This is a genomic window from Rhodoferax sp. GW821-FHT10B06 (assembly GCF_059415605.1).
Map to the genome: position 1 here is coordinate 342562 of NZ_JBWKNO010000001.1, position 14485 is coordinate 357046.

Annotated in this window: 14 protein-coding genes; 3 read left to right on the forward strand and 11 right to left on the reverse strand. The window is 63.1% G+C overall.

The window, feature by feature from the left end; genetic code table 11:
- Positions 1–77 precede the first annotated feature (77 nt).
- Positions 78–1706 (forward strand): peptide chain release factor 3, encoded by a 1629-nt coding sequence (locus AC07O2_RS01615; RefSeq protein ID WP_495073991.1) that lies wholly within the window; start codon positions 78–80, stop codon positions 1704–1706.
- Positions 1707–1710: 4 nt separating this feature from the next.
- On the forward strand, positions 1711–2106 hold the full coding sequence (locus AC07O2_RS01620; protein WP_495073992.1) for a GtrA family protein: 396 nt from the start codon (positions 1711–1713) through the stop codon (positions 2104–2106).
- On the opposite strand, the gene AC07O2_RS01625 is transcribed toward AC07O2_RS01620, so the two are convergent.
- The 10 genes from AC07O2_RS01625 to AC07O2_RS01670 form a co-directional block, all read right to left on the reverse strand.
- Positions 2097–2453, reverse strand: a complete 357-nt coding sequence (locus AC07O2_RS01625; protein WP_495073993.1) for a hypothetical protein — start codon at positions 2451–2453, stop codon at positions 2097–2099. The genes AC07O2_RS01620 and AC07O2_RS01625 overlap by 10 nt on opposite strands.
- An 80-nt stretch (positions 2454–2533) precedes the next feature.
- Positions 2534–3994, reverse strand: coding sequence for a xylulokinase (gene xylB, locus AC07O2_RS01630; RefSeq protein ID WP_495073994.1), 1461 nt, complete (start codon positions 3992–3994; stop codon positions 2534–2536).
- 145 nt (positions 3995–4139) lie between these two features.
- Positions 4140–5069, reverse strand: a complete 930-nt coding sequence (locus AC07O2_RS01635) for an AraC family transcriptional regulator (RefSeq protein ID WP_495073995.1) — start codon at positions 5067–5069, stop codon at positions 4140–4142.
- Between the two features lie 16 nt (positions 5070–5085).
- Positions 5086–5877, reverse strand: a complete 792-nt coding sequence (locus AC07O2_RS01640) for an L-iditol 2-dehydrogenase (RefSeq protein ID WP_495073996.1) — start codon at positions 5875–5877, stop codon at positions 5086–5088.
- Positions 5874–7283: a D-arabinitol 4-dehydrogenase gene (gene dalD, locus AC07O2_RS01645; protein WP_495073997.1), complete on the reverse strand. Its 1410-nt coding sequence runs from the start codon at positions 7281–7283 to the stop codon at positions 5874–5876. Before dalD ends, AC07O2_RS01640 begins: the two co-directional genes overlap by 4 nt.
- A 157-nt stretch (positions 7284–7440) precedes the next feature.
- Entirely contained in the window at positions 7441–8484 is a 1044-nt protein-coding gene (locus tag AC07O2_RS01650) for an ABC transporter ATP-binding protein (protein ID WP_495073998.1), read from the reverse strand.
- A gap of 10 nt (positions 8485–8494) precedes the next feature.
- Positions 8495–9307 carry a carbohydrate ABC transporter permease gene (locus AC07O2_RS01655; protein WP_495074221.1) on the reverse strand — a complete coding sequence of 271 codons (813 nt, stop codon included), beginning with the start codon at positions 9305–9307 and terminating at the stop codon, positions 8495–8497.
- A gap of 17 nt (positions 9308–9324) precedes the next feature.
- Positions 9325–10182 carry a carbohydrate ABC transporter permease gene (locus AC07O2_RS01660; protein ID WP_495073999.1) on the reverse strand — a complete coding sequence of 286 codons (858 nt, stop codon included), beginning with the start codon at positions 10180–10182 and terminating at the stop codon, positions 9325–9327.
- Positions 10183–10294: 112 nt separating this feature from the next.
- The gene (locus AC07O2_RS01665; RefSeq protein WP_495074000.1) at positions 10295–11605 is read right to left on the reverse strand and encodes an ABC transporter substrate-binding protein; all 1311 of its coding nucleotides are present in this window, start codon (positions 11603–11605) and stop codon (positions 10295–10297) included.
- Positions 11606–11906: 301 nt separating this feature from the next.
- Positions 11907–12953, reverse strand: coding sequence for a histone deacetylase family protein (locus tag AC07O2_RS01670; protein ID WP_495074001.1), 1047 nt, complete (start codon positions 12951–12953; stop codon positions 11907–11909).
- Between the two features lie 125 nt (positions 12954–13078).
- Between AC07O2_RS01670 and AC07O2_RS01675 the strand changes: the two genes are divergently transcribed.
- The gene (locus AC07O2_RS01675; protein WP_495074002.1) at positions 13079–13573 is read left to right on the forward strand and encodes an Lrp/AsnC family transcriptional regulator; all 495 of its coding nucleotides are present in this window, start codon (positions 13079–13081) and stop codon (positions 13571–13573) included.
- A gap of 64 nt (positions 13574–13637) precedes the next feature.
- Here AC07O2_RS01675 and AC07O2_RS01680 read toward each other — a convergent pair whose 3' ends face one another.
- On the reverse strand, positions 13638–14480 hold the full coding sequence (locus AC07O2_RS01680) for a DMT family transporter (RefSeq protein ID WP_495074003.1): 843 nt from the start codon (positions 14478–14480) through the stop codon (positions 13638–13640).
- Positions 14481–14485: the final 5 nt, after the last annotated feature.

Consider the following 14485-nt stretch of genomic DNA (forward strand, 5'->3'; position numbering starts at 1 on the left):
GGTTTTCGGCCGCCCTGGTTAAAATCTAAGGTTGCCTGCCCCACCGGCAGCGCCCCTGACCTGCTCTGGAAAACACCTTGTCTTACGCTTCTGAAACCCGCCGCCGCCGCACGTTCGCGATCATTTCCCACCCGGACGCGGGTAAAACCACGCTGACCGAAAAGCTGCTGCTGTTCTCGGGCGCGATCCAGATTGCCGGGTCGGTGAAGGCGCGCAAGGCCACCCGCCACGCCACGTCTGACTGGATGGAAATCGAAAAGCAACGCGGTATTTCGGTAGCGTCGTCGGTGATGCAGATGCTGTACCGCGACCACGTGATCAACCTGCTGGACACCCCCGGCCATAAGGACTTTTCGGAAGACACCTACCGCGTGCTGACGGCGGTGGACTCGGCCCTGATGGTGATCGACGCGGCCAATGGTGTGGAAGCACAAACCCGCCGCCTGATCGAGGTCTGCCGCCAGCGCGACACGCCCATCATCACCTTCGTCAACAAGATGGACCGCGAAGTGCGCGAGCCGCTGGACATCCTGGACGAGATCGAGCGCGAACTCGGCATGCCCTGCGTGCCCATGACCTGGCCCGTCGGCCAGGGCAAGTCCTTCGGCGGCATCATGAATATGCGCACGCAGACCATGACGGTGTTCGACTCCGGCAAGGAACGCCTGCCGCAGGAGTTTGAAACCATCGCCTTGGACAACCGCGACGAGCTGATCAAGCGCTTTGGCGCTGAATTCGTAACCGCCGAGCAAAGCATGGAACTGGCCGCCGGCGCCTCCCCCGCCTGGGACCTGGAGGCCTTCCTGGCCGGCAAGCAAACCCCGGTATTCTTTGGCTCCGGGGTGAACAACTTTGGGGTGATGGAAGTGCTGGACGCACTGGTGGACCTGGCGCCGTCGCCCCAGTCGCGCACCAGCACCACACTGGTGAACCGCCAGCCGGTGGTCAAGGAAATCCAGCCCGAAGACAAGGCCTTTGCCGGCGTGGTCTTCAAGGTGCAGGCGAATATGGACCCGGCCCACCGCGACCGCATTGCCTTCGTACGCATGGCATCCGGCAAATACACGCCCGGCATGAAGCTCAAGGTGCAGCGCACCGCCAAAGAGCTGCGCCCGACCAGCGTGGTGACCTTCCTGAGCCAACGCCGCGAAGCCGTGGACGAGGCCTATGCGGGCGACATCATCGGCTTCACCACGCACGGCGGCGTGCAGCTGGGTGACACCATCACCGACGGCGCCAGCCTGCAGTTCACCGGCCTGCCCTTCTTCGCACCTGAGCTGTTCATGACGGTGATTTTGAAAAACCCGCTGCGCACCAAGCAGCTGCAGCAGGGCCTGGCCCAGCTGGGCGAAGAGGGAGCGATCCAGGTGTTCCGCCCCGACGTCGGCGGCCCCATGCTGCTGGGCGCCGTGGGCCAGTTGCAATTTGAAGTGGTGCAACACCGCCTGAAGGCCGAATACGACGCCGACGTGCGCCTGGAAAGCTGCCAATACACCGGCGCCCGCTGGATCACCGCCGACACCCCGGCCGAACTGCGCAGCTTCACCGATGCCTACCCCATGCGCATGGCCCACGACGCGGCCGATACGCTGGCCTATTTGTGCACCTCGCCCTACGACGTGCGGCTGGCGCAGGAGCGCTTCCCCAAGATCCACTTCCACCCCCTGCGCGAACACGCTGGGCTGGCGCTGCAGACCGCGGGTTAAGCCCGTGCGCGCCCTGCCCCCCTTTCTGCGCTTTTGCGTGGTGGGCGTCATTGGCCTGGGGGTAGACCTGGCCGTACTGTATGCGCTGGCCTGGGCCATGGGCTGGTACGCGGCGCGGGTGTTGTCGTTTATCGCGGCGGCCACGGCCACCTGGTGGCTGAACCGGCGCTTTACCTTCCAGGCCGATGCATCAGCTTCCGTGTGGCAGCAGTACCTGCGCTACATGGTGTCGATGCTGGGGGGCGCAGTGCTGAACTACGCGGCCTATGTGGCGACCCTGCACTGGATCCAGATACCAGGCCAGGCGGCGCTGGGCGTCGCACTGGGCAGCTGTGCGGGCTTGGTGTCCAACTATCTGTCGGCACGGCACCTCGTGTTCAAGCAGCGCCGTCAGTCTTGACGCTCCACTTGTAAGGTGGAATCGCAGCCCACGCCGGCGGCGATCCAGCGCCGAGCCCAGCGGCCTAGCCAGGGTGCCGCCCAGTGCATGCGTGGACCCAGCACATCGGCGGGCTGGCTGATAGCGCCGCACAGATAGCGCGCCTGCGCATCGTCCCAACGCAAGGCCGCGCAGGCACCTTTACGCCGCCCCGACAGCAGAATGCCCAAAGGGCAAGGGGCTGACAGGCAGCACACACCACAGCCATTGCAGGACGCACCTAGCGCCGGCTTGGCCGGTGCCCCGGGATGGATGTGCAACACCTGCCATTCGGCAGTGGGGGCACGCGAATGCGAAGCTTGGGGCATGTGGGCAATTGCTATCTATTCAATAGCTACCTGCGAAGGTGATACCTGCGCTAGAGGCCTAAAACACATATAAACTTTTGTCAAGCTGGGAAGCTGCTGCGCAGGGTTTGGTACAGCCCCCGGAAACGGGCGTAGCGGGCCACTGCCGCCTCGGTCTGCGCCACGGGCTCGAAGCGCTGGGCGACGGGCGGGCTGGGGCAAACATCGGACTCAGTGCCGCCATCCGCCAGCCAGGCCAGGCGCGCTGCGCCCAGGGCGCCGCCAGTAGCGCCGCCTTCCTGCGTGACCAGAGAGACACCCAGGGTATTCGCCAGCTCTTGCGACCACCAGGCGCTGCGGGCGCCACCACCCACCACAGAAAGGGCATGCACCGGCTGGTCGGTGGCCAGCGTGCGCCAGCCGTCACACAGGCCAAAGTTCACGCCCTCGACCACGGCGTAGGCGAGTGCCGAGGCATCAACGCTGTGCGTCAAACCGAACAGTACGCCCTGGGCGTTCGGGTTGTTGTGTGGCGAGCGCTCGCCCGACAGATAGGGCAAGAACAGCGGCGCCTGGGCCCGGGCCTCGGGCGACAGCTGGGCGGCCGCGGCCAGCAGCGCGGCTTCGTTCTCGAACTTGAGCAATTTGGTGGCCCAGGTCACGGCGCTGGCGGCCGACAGCATCACCGACATCTGGTGCCAGCGGTTTGGCAGCGCGTGGCAAAAGGCGTGCACGGCCTGCGCCGGGTTCGGGCGGAAACTGTCGGTCGCGAGGAACACCACCCCCGAGGTGCCCAGCGAGACAAAGCCCTGCCCCGGCGACACCACGCCCATGCCGACCGCGCTGGCCGCGTTGTCGCCGCCGCCCCCCGCCACTGGCAGGCCGGCGCGCAGGCCCCAGCGTTGGGCCAGGGCCGCAGACAAACCGGCAGACACCTCGCTACCCTCGACCACGCGGGGCATATGCGACTCGGACAGGCCACAGGCGTCCAGCAGCTTGGGCGACCAACGCCGCGCGCCCACGTCCAGCCACAGCGTGCCCGAGGCGTCGGAGCAATCGGTCACGGCCTCGCCGGTCAGCAGCAGGCGCAGATAGTCCTTGGGCAGCAACACGCGGGCGGTCTGGCGGTAGATCTCGGGCTCGTGTTCACGCAGCCACCACAACTTGGGGGCGGTGAAACCGGGCATGGCCAGGTTGCCGGTGATCTGGCCGACGTCGGGCACGGCCCGGGTCAAGGCCTCGCAGGCGGCCCCGCTACGGCCGTCGTTCCACAAAATCGCCGGGCGCAGCACCTTGTCCTGCGCATCCAGCAGCACGGCGCCATGCATCTGGCCGGACAGGCCGATGGCCCGCACGGCGGACAAGTCGGCCCGGTGGCCAGCGGCCAGTTGGTCCATCACCGACTCCAGCGCCAGCCACCAGCTGTGCGGGTCCTGCTCCGACCACAGGGGCTTGGGCTGCTGTATGGTGAGCTGCGCATGGGCTACTGCGACCACGCGGTGGTCGTCGGCCAGCAGCAAAGCTTTGAGTTCAGAGGTGCCTAAATCGAGTCCAAGGTACATGGCATTGCCTTATGGATAGAAAGTACGGGGAAAGTAGGAATTGGGTGACCTGGCTGCCTGGGGCTTGGCGCACCGCCTTAGTTCTAAGGACAAACTAACTCTACCGCATATTCTTCCTGCGCAAGCAGCTATGTTTTATATAGCACTAGGGGTTTTTACCACCAAATCGGGCTTCGGCCTGGCGGCGAAATTCCTTCGGCGTCATACCCTTGATCTGCATGAAACGGCGGTTGAAATTGGCGACATTATTGAAGCCCACGTCGTAGCACACATTGTTGATGTAGCGGTCTGTCTCCATCAACAGCTGGCAGGCGCGGTTGATGCGCAGGCGGTTCACGAAGTCGGTGAAAGTATTGCCGGTAGCGCGGCGGAAATAGCGCGAGAACTGGCTCTCCGTCATATTGACGCGGGCCGACACCTCGGCCATGGTGAACTGCTCGGCGCTGTGTTCGGTCAGGAAGCTGACGATGCCGCTGATCTGCGCCAGCGAGGCATCGTCGTCAAAGCTCTGCATCTGCACCGTGGACAGCAGCCGGTAGTCGGTGCAGCGGGCCAGCTTGTCCAGCAGCATCAGAAACTCGCCAAACCGGGCCAGGCCATGGCTGTGCTTGATGCGGACCAGGGCATCGCGCGCCATCTCGCTCATATCGAAGAACTCGATGCCGTGGCGGGCCCGCTCCAGCAGGGGTAACACGGCTTGCAGCTCACCCACCTCGCTGCCGATCTGGCGCAGTGGTGCTTCGGAGAACTGCAGCACCATGTCGCGCAGATGCACCACCTTATCGGGGTCGTCGCCCGAAATCCAGTTGTGCGGCAGGCGCGGCCCGGTCAGCACCAGGTTGCCGGGCTCGAAGTGACCGATGTAGTCGCCCACGAACAGCTTGCCCCGGGTCTGCACGATCAGGTGCAGCTCGCATTCCTCGTGCTGGTGCCAACGCACCAGCGGCGTGGGTATGCCGTGCTCCAGATAGCGCAGGCTGCTGTGGCTTTCATGCGGCTCGTAACCCAGGGTCGGGTCGCGGCCCATGTCATGCTCCAGCTCCGGTTCGCGGGCGCGTTGGCGCAGGCTGACCATGCTTATCTCCTTTGACTTAGCTCATCACATTACCACCGTCCACATTCAAGGTCTGGGCGGTAATGTAAGAAGCCTCGGGGCTGGCGAGGAAAACCGCGGCCCGGGCCACGTCTTCGGGTGCGCCCATGTAGCCCAACGGCACAGCCAGGCCCACGGCCTTCTTCTTCTCGCCGATCTGCAGGCCTTCGGCCTTGGCGAACTGGGCGTCCACGTCTTTCCACATCGGGGTGTCGATCACGCCCGGCGAGATGCCGTTGACGCGGATGCCGTGCGGTGCCATGGCCAGTGCAGCCGACTGGGTGTAGCTAATGACCGCGGCCTTGCTGGCGCAGTAGTGGGCGACCAGCGCCTCGCCGCGGCGGCCGGCCTGCGATGCGAGGTTGGTGACGCTGCCCTTGCAGCCATCGGCCACCATCTGCTTGAGCACCGCCTGCATTACGAAGAACATGCCTTTGACGTTCACATTGAAGATCACCTCGTATTGCTTCTCGGTGATCTGCAAAATATCACCCAGGCTGAACACGGCAGCGTTGTTCAGCAGCGTGGTGATGGTGCCAAACTTGGCCCGGGCAGCGGCCACCATGGCGTCTATGCTTTCCTGGCGCGACACGTCGGCGCTCAGGTACTGAAATTGATCGGGGTACTGCGCCTGCAGGGCTTGCAGGGCGACCGAGGGCGTGGCAGCCAGATCGACGGCGGTGCAATGCGCGCCTTCGCGCAAAAAGGCGGTGGTCGCAGCCAGGCCAATACCGCCGGCGGTGCCGGTCAGCAAAGCATGTTGTCCAGCCAGACGTTGGAGGGTGCTCATTTTTCGTCCTTGGTGAATTGCTTGACTTGGGTCGCGGCGTTATGCAGGGCAGCGACCAGGCGCGGATCACCGGCCAGCTCGCCCCAGAAGGGGACGTTACCCGCCAGTGCGAGGACCGGGTCAGCCGCCTCGCACATGGCGTGCGCCACGGCCGGGTCCATGGCCTGGTCCTGGTAAACATAAGACAGCTCGCCACGGTGCCAGCGCTGCAAAAAGGCCAAGAACAGCGCCGGTAGCACGGCCACGGCGTCGATCGTGGCGCCACGCACCAGGCACTCGCGCACGGTGGGGGCGATGAAGCCGGGAATCTTGGAGAAACCGTCGGCCGCCACGCGCTGGTTGGTGTCCAGAATGGCGGCGTTGCCAAAACGGTCCAGCACGGTATCGCGGTAGGCCGCCAGGTCCAGCGGGCTGGGGTGTGCTGGGGTGTCCAGACAGGGCATGACGTCGGTGGTCACGTAGTCATAGGCCATCTTGCGGATACGCGGGTCATGCGTACCTTCATGGATGTACTGGTAGCCGGCCAGCGTACCCGCCCAGGCAATGCAGCTGTGGGTGGCGTTCAGCAGGCGGATCTTGGCCTCTTCAAACGGCGCCACGGACGCCACCATCTGCACGCCCACCGTTTCCCAAGCGGGGCGTCCGTTGGCGAAATTTTCTTCAATCACCCACTGGATGAACGATTCGCCCATGATGGGCGCGGCATCGTCCCAACCAGTGGCGGCAAACACGCGCGGGCGCAGCTCGGGCGCCGGGCGCGGCGTGATGCGGTCCACCATGGCATTCGGGCAGGTGGTGTTGGCCTGTACCCAGGCGTGCAAAGCGCTGTCGCCCACCAGTTGGATGAAAGACAGCAAGCCCTTGCGCACCCGGTCGCCGTTATGGCGCAGGTTGTCGCAGTTCAGCAGGGTCACGGCACCGCTGCCACGGCGCATGCGCTCGCGCAAGATGGCGGTCAGCGCGGCATAAATGCTGCCACCGGGTTGGCCCACTTTGGCGCGCTGCAGATCGGCAGCCAGGTCGGCCACGCTGAGGTCCAGCGCGTCATGCGCATCCAGGTAGTAACCCGCCTCGGTGACGGTAAAGGAAATGATGCGGGTGCTGGCCGTGGCCCCTACGTCGATCAGGCCCGCCAGGCTGGGCTCGTAGGGCAGGATGCGCCGAATCGACTCGATGCGCTCGTAGCTGCGTTCGTCGGCCGGGGTCACGGTCTCCAGCGTATAGGCTCCACCCTGGGCTGCCAACGCGGCCATGGTCTCCAGCATGTCGGGGCGGGTATTGCCACCGGCCAGCGACCAGCGCGTGTCACCGGAGGCCCGCAGGCGGTGCATATACAAAGCCTGGTGGGCGCGGTGGAACGAGCCCACGCCCAGGTGCAGCATCACATAGTTTTCGGTAGAAGACATCACATTTCCAATTCAGTTGTCCAAACCACGCCATGCGTCTTGCCGTGAATACGGTGGACGCAACCGTTTCCAGGGAACCCGTGGAACCGGCTTTGCCGGGCCACTGGGTTCGCCCCCTTGAGGGGGAAGCGCCGCAGGCGCATCGGGGGGGAACCTGTCATGCCAGAGCGACCATGCGGCCGGCCTTGTCGAAGCAATGCAAGGTGTTCAGGTCGAACTCCAGGGACACGGGGTCGCCAATGTGCAAGCTGGTGCGCTCGGCCTGGCGCGAGATCATGGGCGTGCCCATGACGTCCACGTGGATCAACGTGTCGGCACCCAGGGCTTCGATCAGTTCCACCTTGCCCGGTACACCGGCGCTCCCCACGGGCAGCACCCGCACACCCTCGGGCCGCACGCCAATCAGGCCGTCTACCGGTACCCGGCCCGCGGCCTGCCCGGCCAGCGCGCCAAACTGCGACAGCTGCGCGGCTTTAACGATGTTCATCGAAGGCATGCCGATGAACTGCGCCACAAACTGGTTGGCCGGCTTGTCGTACAGCTCCAGCGGGGCACCTACCTGTTCGATAGCGCCGTCGCGCAGCACCACCACACGGTCGGCCAGGGTCATGGCCTCGACCTGGTCGTGGGTCACGTAGATGGTGGTCACGCCGAGCGCGCGGTGCAGCTTGTGGATCTCGACCCGGGTCTGGCCACGCAGGGCCGCATCCAGGTTGGACAGGGGTTCGTCGAACAAGAAGATCTTGGGTGCACGCACGATGGCGCGGCCAATCGCGACGCGCTGGCGCTGGCCACCGGACAACTCCTTGGGTGTGCGCTTCAAATACGGCGTGAGGTTCAGCTTCTCGGCCGCGCTCTCCACTTTCTGTTTGATTTCGGCAGCCGGCACCTTGGCGAGCTTCAGCGCGAACGACATGTTGTCGTACACCGTCATGTGCGGGTACAGCGCATAGCTTTGGAACACCATGGCCAGATCACGCTGTGACGATGGCAGGTGGGTGATGTCACGGCCGTCCACATGCAGCGAGCCGCCGTCTATGCTTTCCAGCCCGGCAATCATGCGCAGCAGGGTGGACTTGCCGCAACCGGAGGGGCCGACGAAAACAATGAACTCGTTCTTGTTGATATCGAGATCAATACCCTTGATGGCGCGGTGGTCGGCGAAGAATTTTTCAACGCCTCGGAGTTGTAAAAATGACATGGTGGTTCCTTTACTTGACGGCGCCGAAGGTCAAACCTTGGACGAGTTGCTTCTGGCTGAACCAGCCGAACACGATGATGGGTGCGATGGCCATCAGAGACGCTGCGGACAACTTGGCCCAGAACAAGCCCTCAGGGCTGGAGTAAGAGGCGATCAGCGAAGCCAGCGTGCCCGCATTGGCAGAAGTCAGATTCAAAGCCCAGAAGGCCTCGTTCCATGACAGCACCAGGCACAGCAGACCGGTGGAGGCGATGCCTCCCATGCACAGAGGCAGGATCACCCAACGGAACTCTTCCCACACCGTGGCGCCGTCCAGGCGCACGGCCTCCAGGATGTCCTTGGGCACTTCCTTGAACGCGCTGTACAGCATCCACACCATGATGGGCAGGTTCGACAGCGTGAACACGATGACCAGCGCGGTCAGCGAATCCAGCATGCCCACGGTCTGTGCCATCACATACACCGGCACCAACGCTCCCACGGCGGGCATCATCTTGGTGGACAGCATCCACAGCAGAATGTCGCGGGTCTTCCTGGTCGGGAAGAAGGCCATCGAGTAGGCCGCCGGCACGGCAATCAGAATACCCAGAATGGTGGAGCCCAGGCTGGTGATCAGCGAGTTCTTGGCGAACAGCAGGTAGTCGCTGCGCACCTGGACTTCGACAAAGCTGGCAAGTGTGGGCGAGAAGAACAGCTGCGACGCAATCGCCTGGCCTTCGGTCTTGAACGCCGTCAGCGTAAGCCAGAACAACGGGAAGAACAGGAACAGCGCCACGCCCCAGGCACACACGGTGCGGACGATGGGAAAGGGTTTGGTTTTCATCATGGTCGTGCTCCCGTTCAGTCCAGGTTCTTGCCTACCAGGCGCACCAGAAATACGGATGCGATGTTGGCCAGAATCACCGCAAACAGTGCGCCTGCCGAGGCTACACCCACATCGAAGTTCATCAGTGCCTGTTTGAAAATCAGGAAAGCCAGGTTGGTACTTTCATTGCCCGGGCCGCCACCGGTGGTGGTGAAAATTTCAGCGAACACACTCAGCAGGAAAATCATCTCGATCATGATCACCACTGCAATCGAGCGCCCCATATGGGGTAGCACCAGGTAGTAAAACTTGTCAAAGGCGTTGGCACCGTCCATGCCCGCAGCGTCCATTTGCTCGCGGTCCAGTGACTGCAGCGAGGTGATGAAAATCAGGCAGGCAAATGGCAGCCATTGCCAGGACAGCATGATGATCACCGACAGCAACGGGAAGTCGGTCATCCAGTCAATCGGCGTGCCACCAAAGAACTGCCACACGTGGGCCAGCACACCGTAAATCGGGTTCATCATCATGTGCTTCCACAGCAAGGCATTCACCGTGGGCATAACGAAGAAGGGCGAGATCAGCAGCACTCGCACAATGCCCTGGCCAGGAAACGGCTCGTTCACCAGCAAGGCCAGACCTACGCCCAAAACCACGGTGATGACAATCACGGAGCTCAGCAACTGCAGGGTATGCATCACCGAGGGCCAGAAGTCGGGATCGGTGATGAAGTAGGAAAAGTTCTCCAGCCCCACAAAACCGGTCTCGCCGGGCTGCATCAGGTTGTAGTGGATGACGGAGAAATACAGCGTCATCACCAGTGGAACAATCATCCACAAAAACAGCGTGACGATGCTGGGCGCCATCAACGCACGGGGAATAAATCGGTTCATGGTGTTGCTTTCAAAAGCGGAAATAGGCCATGAAATCCCCATCCCTCAGGCGCAGTGGCGCAAGCGCCCTCTTCCGCGCGCGGAAGAGGGCTGGGGCGGGGGGCGATGGAGCCTACTTCTTGTAGTAGCCGCCCTTGGTCATTTCACGTTCAGCAGCGGTTTGCGACGTCTTCAGTGCGGCGTCTACCGTGACCTTGCCAGACAAGGCAGAGCTCATTTGCTGGCCGACAGCAATACCGATGGCCTGGAACTCAGGAATCGCAGCGTATTGCACGCCCACGTACGGCGACTTGGGCAAGGTGCTGTCGTTGGGGTTGGCGCTGTTGATGGCCTTCAGCTCTTCGGTCGCAAACTTGGCCACCTTTTGGAACTCAGGATTGGCGTAGGTGGATTTGCGAGTGCCGGTAGGCACGGCGTTCCAGCCTTCTTCCTTGGCCACCAGGTTCACGTAGTCCTTGGAAGTTGCCCAAGTAATGAACTTCTGCGCAGCGTCCGTCTTCTTGGAAGAAGCAGGGATCGCCAGGTTCCAGGACCACAGCCAGTTGGCGCCCTTGGCGGTCACGGCGGTGGGGGCCTGGGTGAATGCCATCTTGTCAGCCACCTTGGATTGCTTGGGGTCGCTGACGAAAGAAGCGGCGATCGTCGCGTCGATCCACACGCCGCACTTGCCTTCGTTCATCAAAGCCAGGTTTTCGTTGAAGCTGTTGGCGGAAGCACCGGGAGGGCCGTACTTCTTCATCAGGTCCACGTACTGGCTGATCGCGTCATGCCAAGGCTTGGTGTCAATCTGCGGCTTCCACGACATGTCGAACCACTGGCCGCCATAGGTGTTGACCATGGTGCTCAAGAAAGCCATGTTGTCGCCCCAGCCCGGCTTGCCGCGAAGGCACAGGCCGTACACGCCCTTGGCTGGATCGTGGATCTTGGAGACGATATTGGCCATCTCGGTCCAGGTAGGATTGGCAGGCATGGTCAGGCCGGCGGCCTTGACCAGATCCGCCCGGTACATGGTCATCGAGCTTTCGCCGTAGAACGGCGCGGCATACAGCTTGCCGTCCAGCGTCAGGCCGTTACGGATGGCGGGCAGCATGTCGTCCACGTCATAGGCCGCATCGGTAACGATCGGTGCCAACCAGCCCTTCTTGGACCAGATAGGTGCTTCGTACATGCCGATGGTCATCACGTCAAACTGTCCGCCCTTGGTGGCGATGTCGGTGGTGACGCGCTGGCGCAGCACCCCCTCTTCCAGAGTAACCCACTTCACCTTGATGTCTGGATTGGCGGCTTCGAAGTTCTTGGTGAGCTTTTGCATGGTGATCATGTGGCCGTTGTTCACGGTCGCAATCACCAGTTCGGTTGCAGCGTATGCGCCGACGGATCCCAGCATCGCGACAACGGCGGCTGCGCAAATTTTCATTTTCATGGAGTGTCTCCTGAGGTTTTTGGACTAATCCCGCTAGCGCATTGATTGCACTGGATCGGTGCCGTGATCGTAGGAGTTAGCCCATGCCGCCAGCGATACCCAAAAGGAGACTTGTTGTACTTTGTTGCGGAACAAGGCTAGTAAAAACCCTTATCACCCACCTTAAAGTATCTGAATTTCCGCACTCTGTGCCTCGCGTGGGCACCAAGCAAACCCGCGCAGGCTTACAAGAAAAATGGCCTACAACGCAGATAACACCAGCGCTAGCCGCTATGTATTCAGGAGCAAGCGCAGCACTGCATCAGGCGCTGTGCTGGGCAAAGCCGTCCAGCACATTCACCGCGTTCACCCCCACCTCATCCACCGCATAACCGCCCTCGAACACAAACACCGTGGGCAGGCCGACGGCAGCCAGGTCGGTGCCTACGCGCAGATAGTCTTCGCTGCGCAAATGGAAGCCCGAGATTGGATCGCCCTCAAAGGTATCCAACCCTAGCGACACCACCAGCGCCTGGGCACCGCTGCGGGCTATCGCCTGCAGGGCCTGGCTCAGGGCTGCGCACCAGCGCGCAAAGTCTGTGCCGCGCGGCAGCGGCAGGTTCAGGTTGTAGCCAGCCCCTGCACCCGCACCGGTCTCGTCGCCATAGCCCAGGAAGAACGGGTATTCGGTGTGCGGGTCGCCATGCACACTGGCAAAAAACACGTCGGCGCGCTCGTAGAAGATGGCCTGAGTACCGTTGCCGTGGTGGTAGTCGATGTCCAGCACCGCCACCCGCTCGGCCCCTGCGTCGCGCAAGGCCTGGGCCGCTACCGCCGCATTGTTCAAAAAGCAGTAGCCACCAAAAAAGTCAGCCCCCGCATGGTGGCCCGGCGGGCGGGTCAAGGCAAAAGCCGAACGTGCACCGGTGCTGACCAGTTGCGCCGCCGTCACCGCGCACTGCGCACCCGCATAGGCGGCTGCCCAGGTGCCTGCTGTCAACGGCGTGCCAGCGTCGTACGAGAACAAGCCCATGCGCGCAGCAAAGTTGGCGGGCAGTATGTCGGAGCGAAAACTGCGCACCGGCCATACCGACGGCAGCGCATCGCGCTCGGCGTTCGCCGGGTCCAGCGCCACCCACTCGCTCCAGGCGCTCGCCAGAAAGTCCAGATAGCGCGGGCTGTGCACCCGCTGCAAGAGCTCCAGGCCATGGTCCTGCGGCGCACGCACATCGCCCTGGCCACGCCGCTGCAGCTCTTGCAGCACGTAGTCGGCGCGCGCAGGCACTTCGAAACACGGCACCAACTGGCCGCGGTACATCTCGACCTTGCCCTGGTGCAGGGCGTGCTGGTGGTTGTAGACGGTGATCATGCGAAAGCTCTTTCCAAGCAGAAGTGAATGCCCGAAAGTATGCCGCTCCAGCGCTGGAATAGCTTTGCTTTATGCCCCCGCTTCAGGCTAGCATGCGCATAGAAACAAGCTTTTTACGCCACATCATGAGTACAAAATTACCCATAGCCACGCTAGACAGCACAGATCGCACTATTTTGCGGCTACTGCAAAAAGACGGCAACTTGTCCACCCCGCAGCTGGCCGAGCAGCTGGCCCTGAGCACCACGCCCTGCTGGCGCAGGCTGAAGCGGCTGGAGGATGCCGGTTTCATCACCGGCTACGAAGCCCGGCTGGACCGGCGCAAGCTGGGCCTGGACATCCTGGCGTTTGTGCAAATCACCTTCGGCGTGGTGACCGGCAGCGCCATCCAGCAGTTTGAAGACACCATCGCCCAGCGGCCCGAGGTATTGTCCTGCCACAAGGTGACCGGCCAGGCCGACTACCTGCTGCAGGTAGTGGCCCCCAGCCTGGACGCCTACAGCGACTTCGTGGAAACCGTGCTGCGCAGCCTGCCCGGCATCAGCCTGATCCATTCCAGCCTGGCGCTACGCGAAATCAAGGCATCGGGCCAGTTGCCGGTACCCGCCGTCGATTTATAAGAAACATGTCGCCAGCGCAGATAGTACCTGCGCAAGCAGCTATGTTTTAAATAGCAAATCAGACTCAGTGGTAAAAGCCCAGCACCATCGCCCCGGCGGTGATCAACACACAGGCTAGGCCACGCCGCAGGGTCAGCGGCTCGCCCAGGAACAGCGCGCCAATGAGCGCGGCGAACAGCACCGAGGTTTCGCGCAGCGCCGACACCGTGCCCATGGGCGCACGCGCCACGGCCCAGATCACAATGCCGTAGGACGCCAGCGACATCGCCCCACCACCCAACCCGGTCCAGACGGCGCGCGCCCCCAGATCGCGCGGCCAGGCGCGGTGCTGCCACCAGTACAGCAGCAGCATGGCCAAGCTGTCCAGCACAAACAGCCAGCCCGCATAGGCCAGCGCATCGCCAGCCGCCCGCGCGCCCAGCCCATCGACCACGGTGTAGGCGGCGATAAAGGCGCCGGTGGTCACCGCCGTCAGCGGCCCGGCCAGCGCCATGCCCCGGCGCAGCTCCGCCAGGCTGAAGATGCCCACCGAGATCAACACCACGCCCAGCCAGACCCACAGACCCATGTTCTCGCCCACAAACAAAGCCGCACCGATGGACACCAGCATGGGCGACGAGCCGCGCGCGATCGGGTAGGACTGGCCGAAGTCGCCCACCTTGTAGGCCCGCACCAGAAACACGTTGTAGCCCACATGCAAGGCCACGCCCAGCGCCACGTAGACCCAGCTGGCCGGCAGCGGAAACGGCCGCAGCAGCGCCAGCGGCAGCCCGCCCAGGCCGGCGCCCACCATCATCAGCGTCAGCACCGCCTTGCGGTCGGCACCGGGGCTGCTTTTCAGCATCGCGTTCCAGCTGGCATGGCAGAGCGCGGCGCAGAGGACCAGGAGAATGACGGTGGGGGTCATGCCAT

Coding starts and splice junctions, on each gene's coding strand:
- AC07O2_RS01655 (WP_495074221.1), bottom strand. CDS start 9,307: ATGAAAACCAAACCCTTTCCCATCGTCCGCACCGTGTGTGCCTGGGGC.
- AC07O2_RS01670 (WP_495074001.1), bottom strand. CDS start 12,953: ATGATCACCGTCTACAACCACCAGCACGCCCTGCACCAGGGCAAGGTC.
- AC07O2_RS01625 (WP_495073993.1), bottom strand. CDS start 2,453: ATGCCCCAAGCTTCGCATTCGCGTGCCCCCACTGCCGAATGGCAGGTG.
- AC07O2_RS01680 (WP_495074003.1), bottom strand. CDS start 14,480: ATGACCCCCACCGTCATTCTCCTGGTCCTCTGCGCCGCGCTCTGCCAT.
- AC07O2_RS01665 (WP_495074000.1), bottom strand. CDS start 11,605: ATGAAAATGAAAATTTGCGCAGCCGCCGTTGTCGCGATGCTGGGATCC.
- dalD (WP_495073997.1), bottom strand. CDS start 7,283: ATGTCTTCTACCGAAAACTATGTGATGCTGCACCTGGGCGTGGGCTCG.
- xylB (WP_495073994.1), bottom strand. CDS start 3,994: ATGTACCTTGGACTCGATTTAGGCACCTCTGAACTCAAAGCTTTGCTG.
- AC07O2_RS01660 (WP_495073999.1), bottom strand. CDS start 10,182: ATGAACCGATTTATTCCCCGTGCGTTGATGGCGCCCAGCATCGTCACG.
- AC07O2_RS01635 (WP_495073995.1), bottom strand. CDS start 5,069: ATGGTCAGCCTGCGCCAACGCGCCCGCGAACCGGAGCTGGAGCATGAC.
- AC07O2_RS01640 (WP_495073996.1), bottom strand. CDS start 5,877: ATGAGCACCCTCCAACGTCTGGCTGGACAACATGCTTTGCTGACCGGC.
- AC07O2_RS01675 (WP_495074002.1), top strand. CDS start 13,079: ATGAGTACAAAATTACCCATAGCCACGCTAGACAGCACAGATCGCACT.
- AC07O2_RS01650 (WP_495073998.1), bottom strand. CDS start 8,484: ATGTCATTTTTACAACTCCGAGGCGTTGAAAAATTCTTCGCCGACCAC.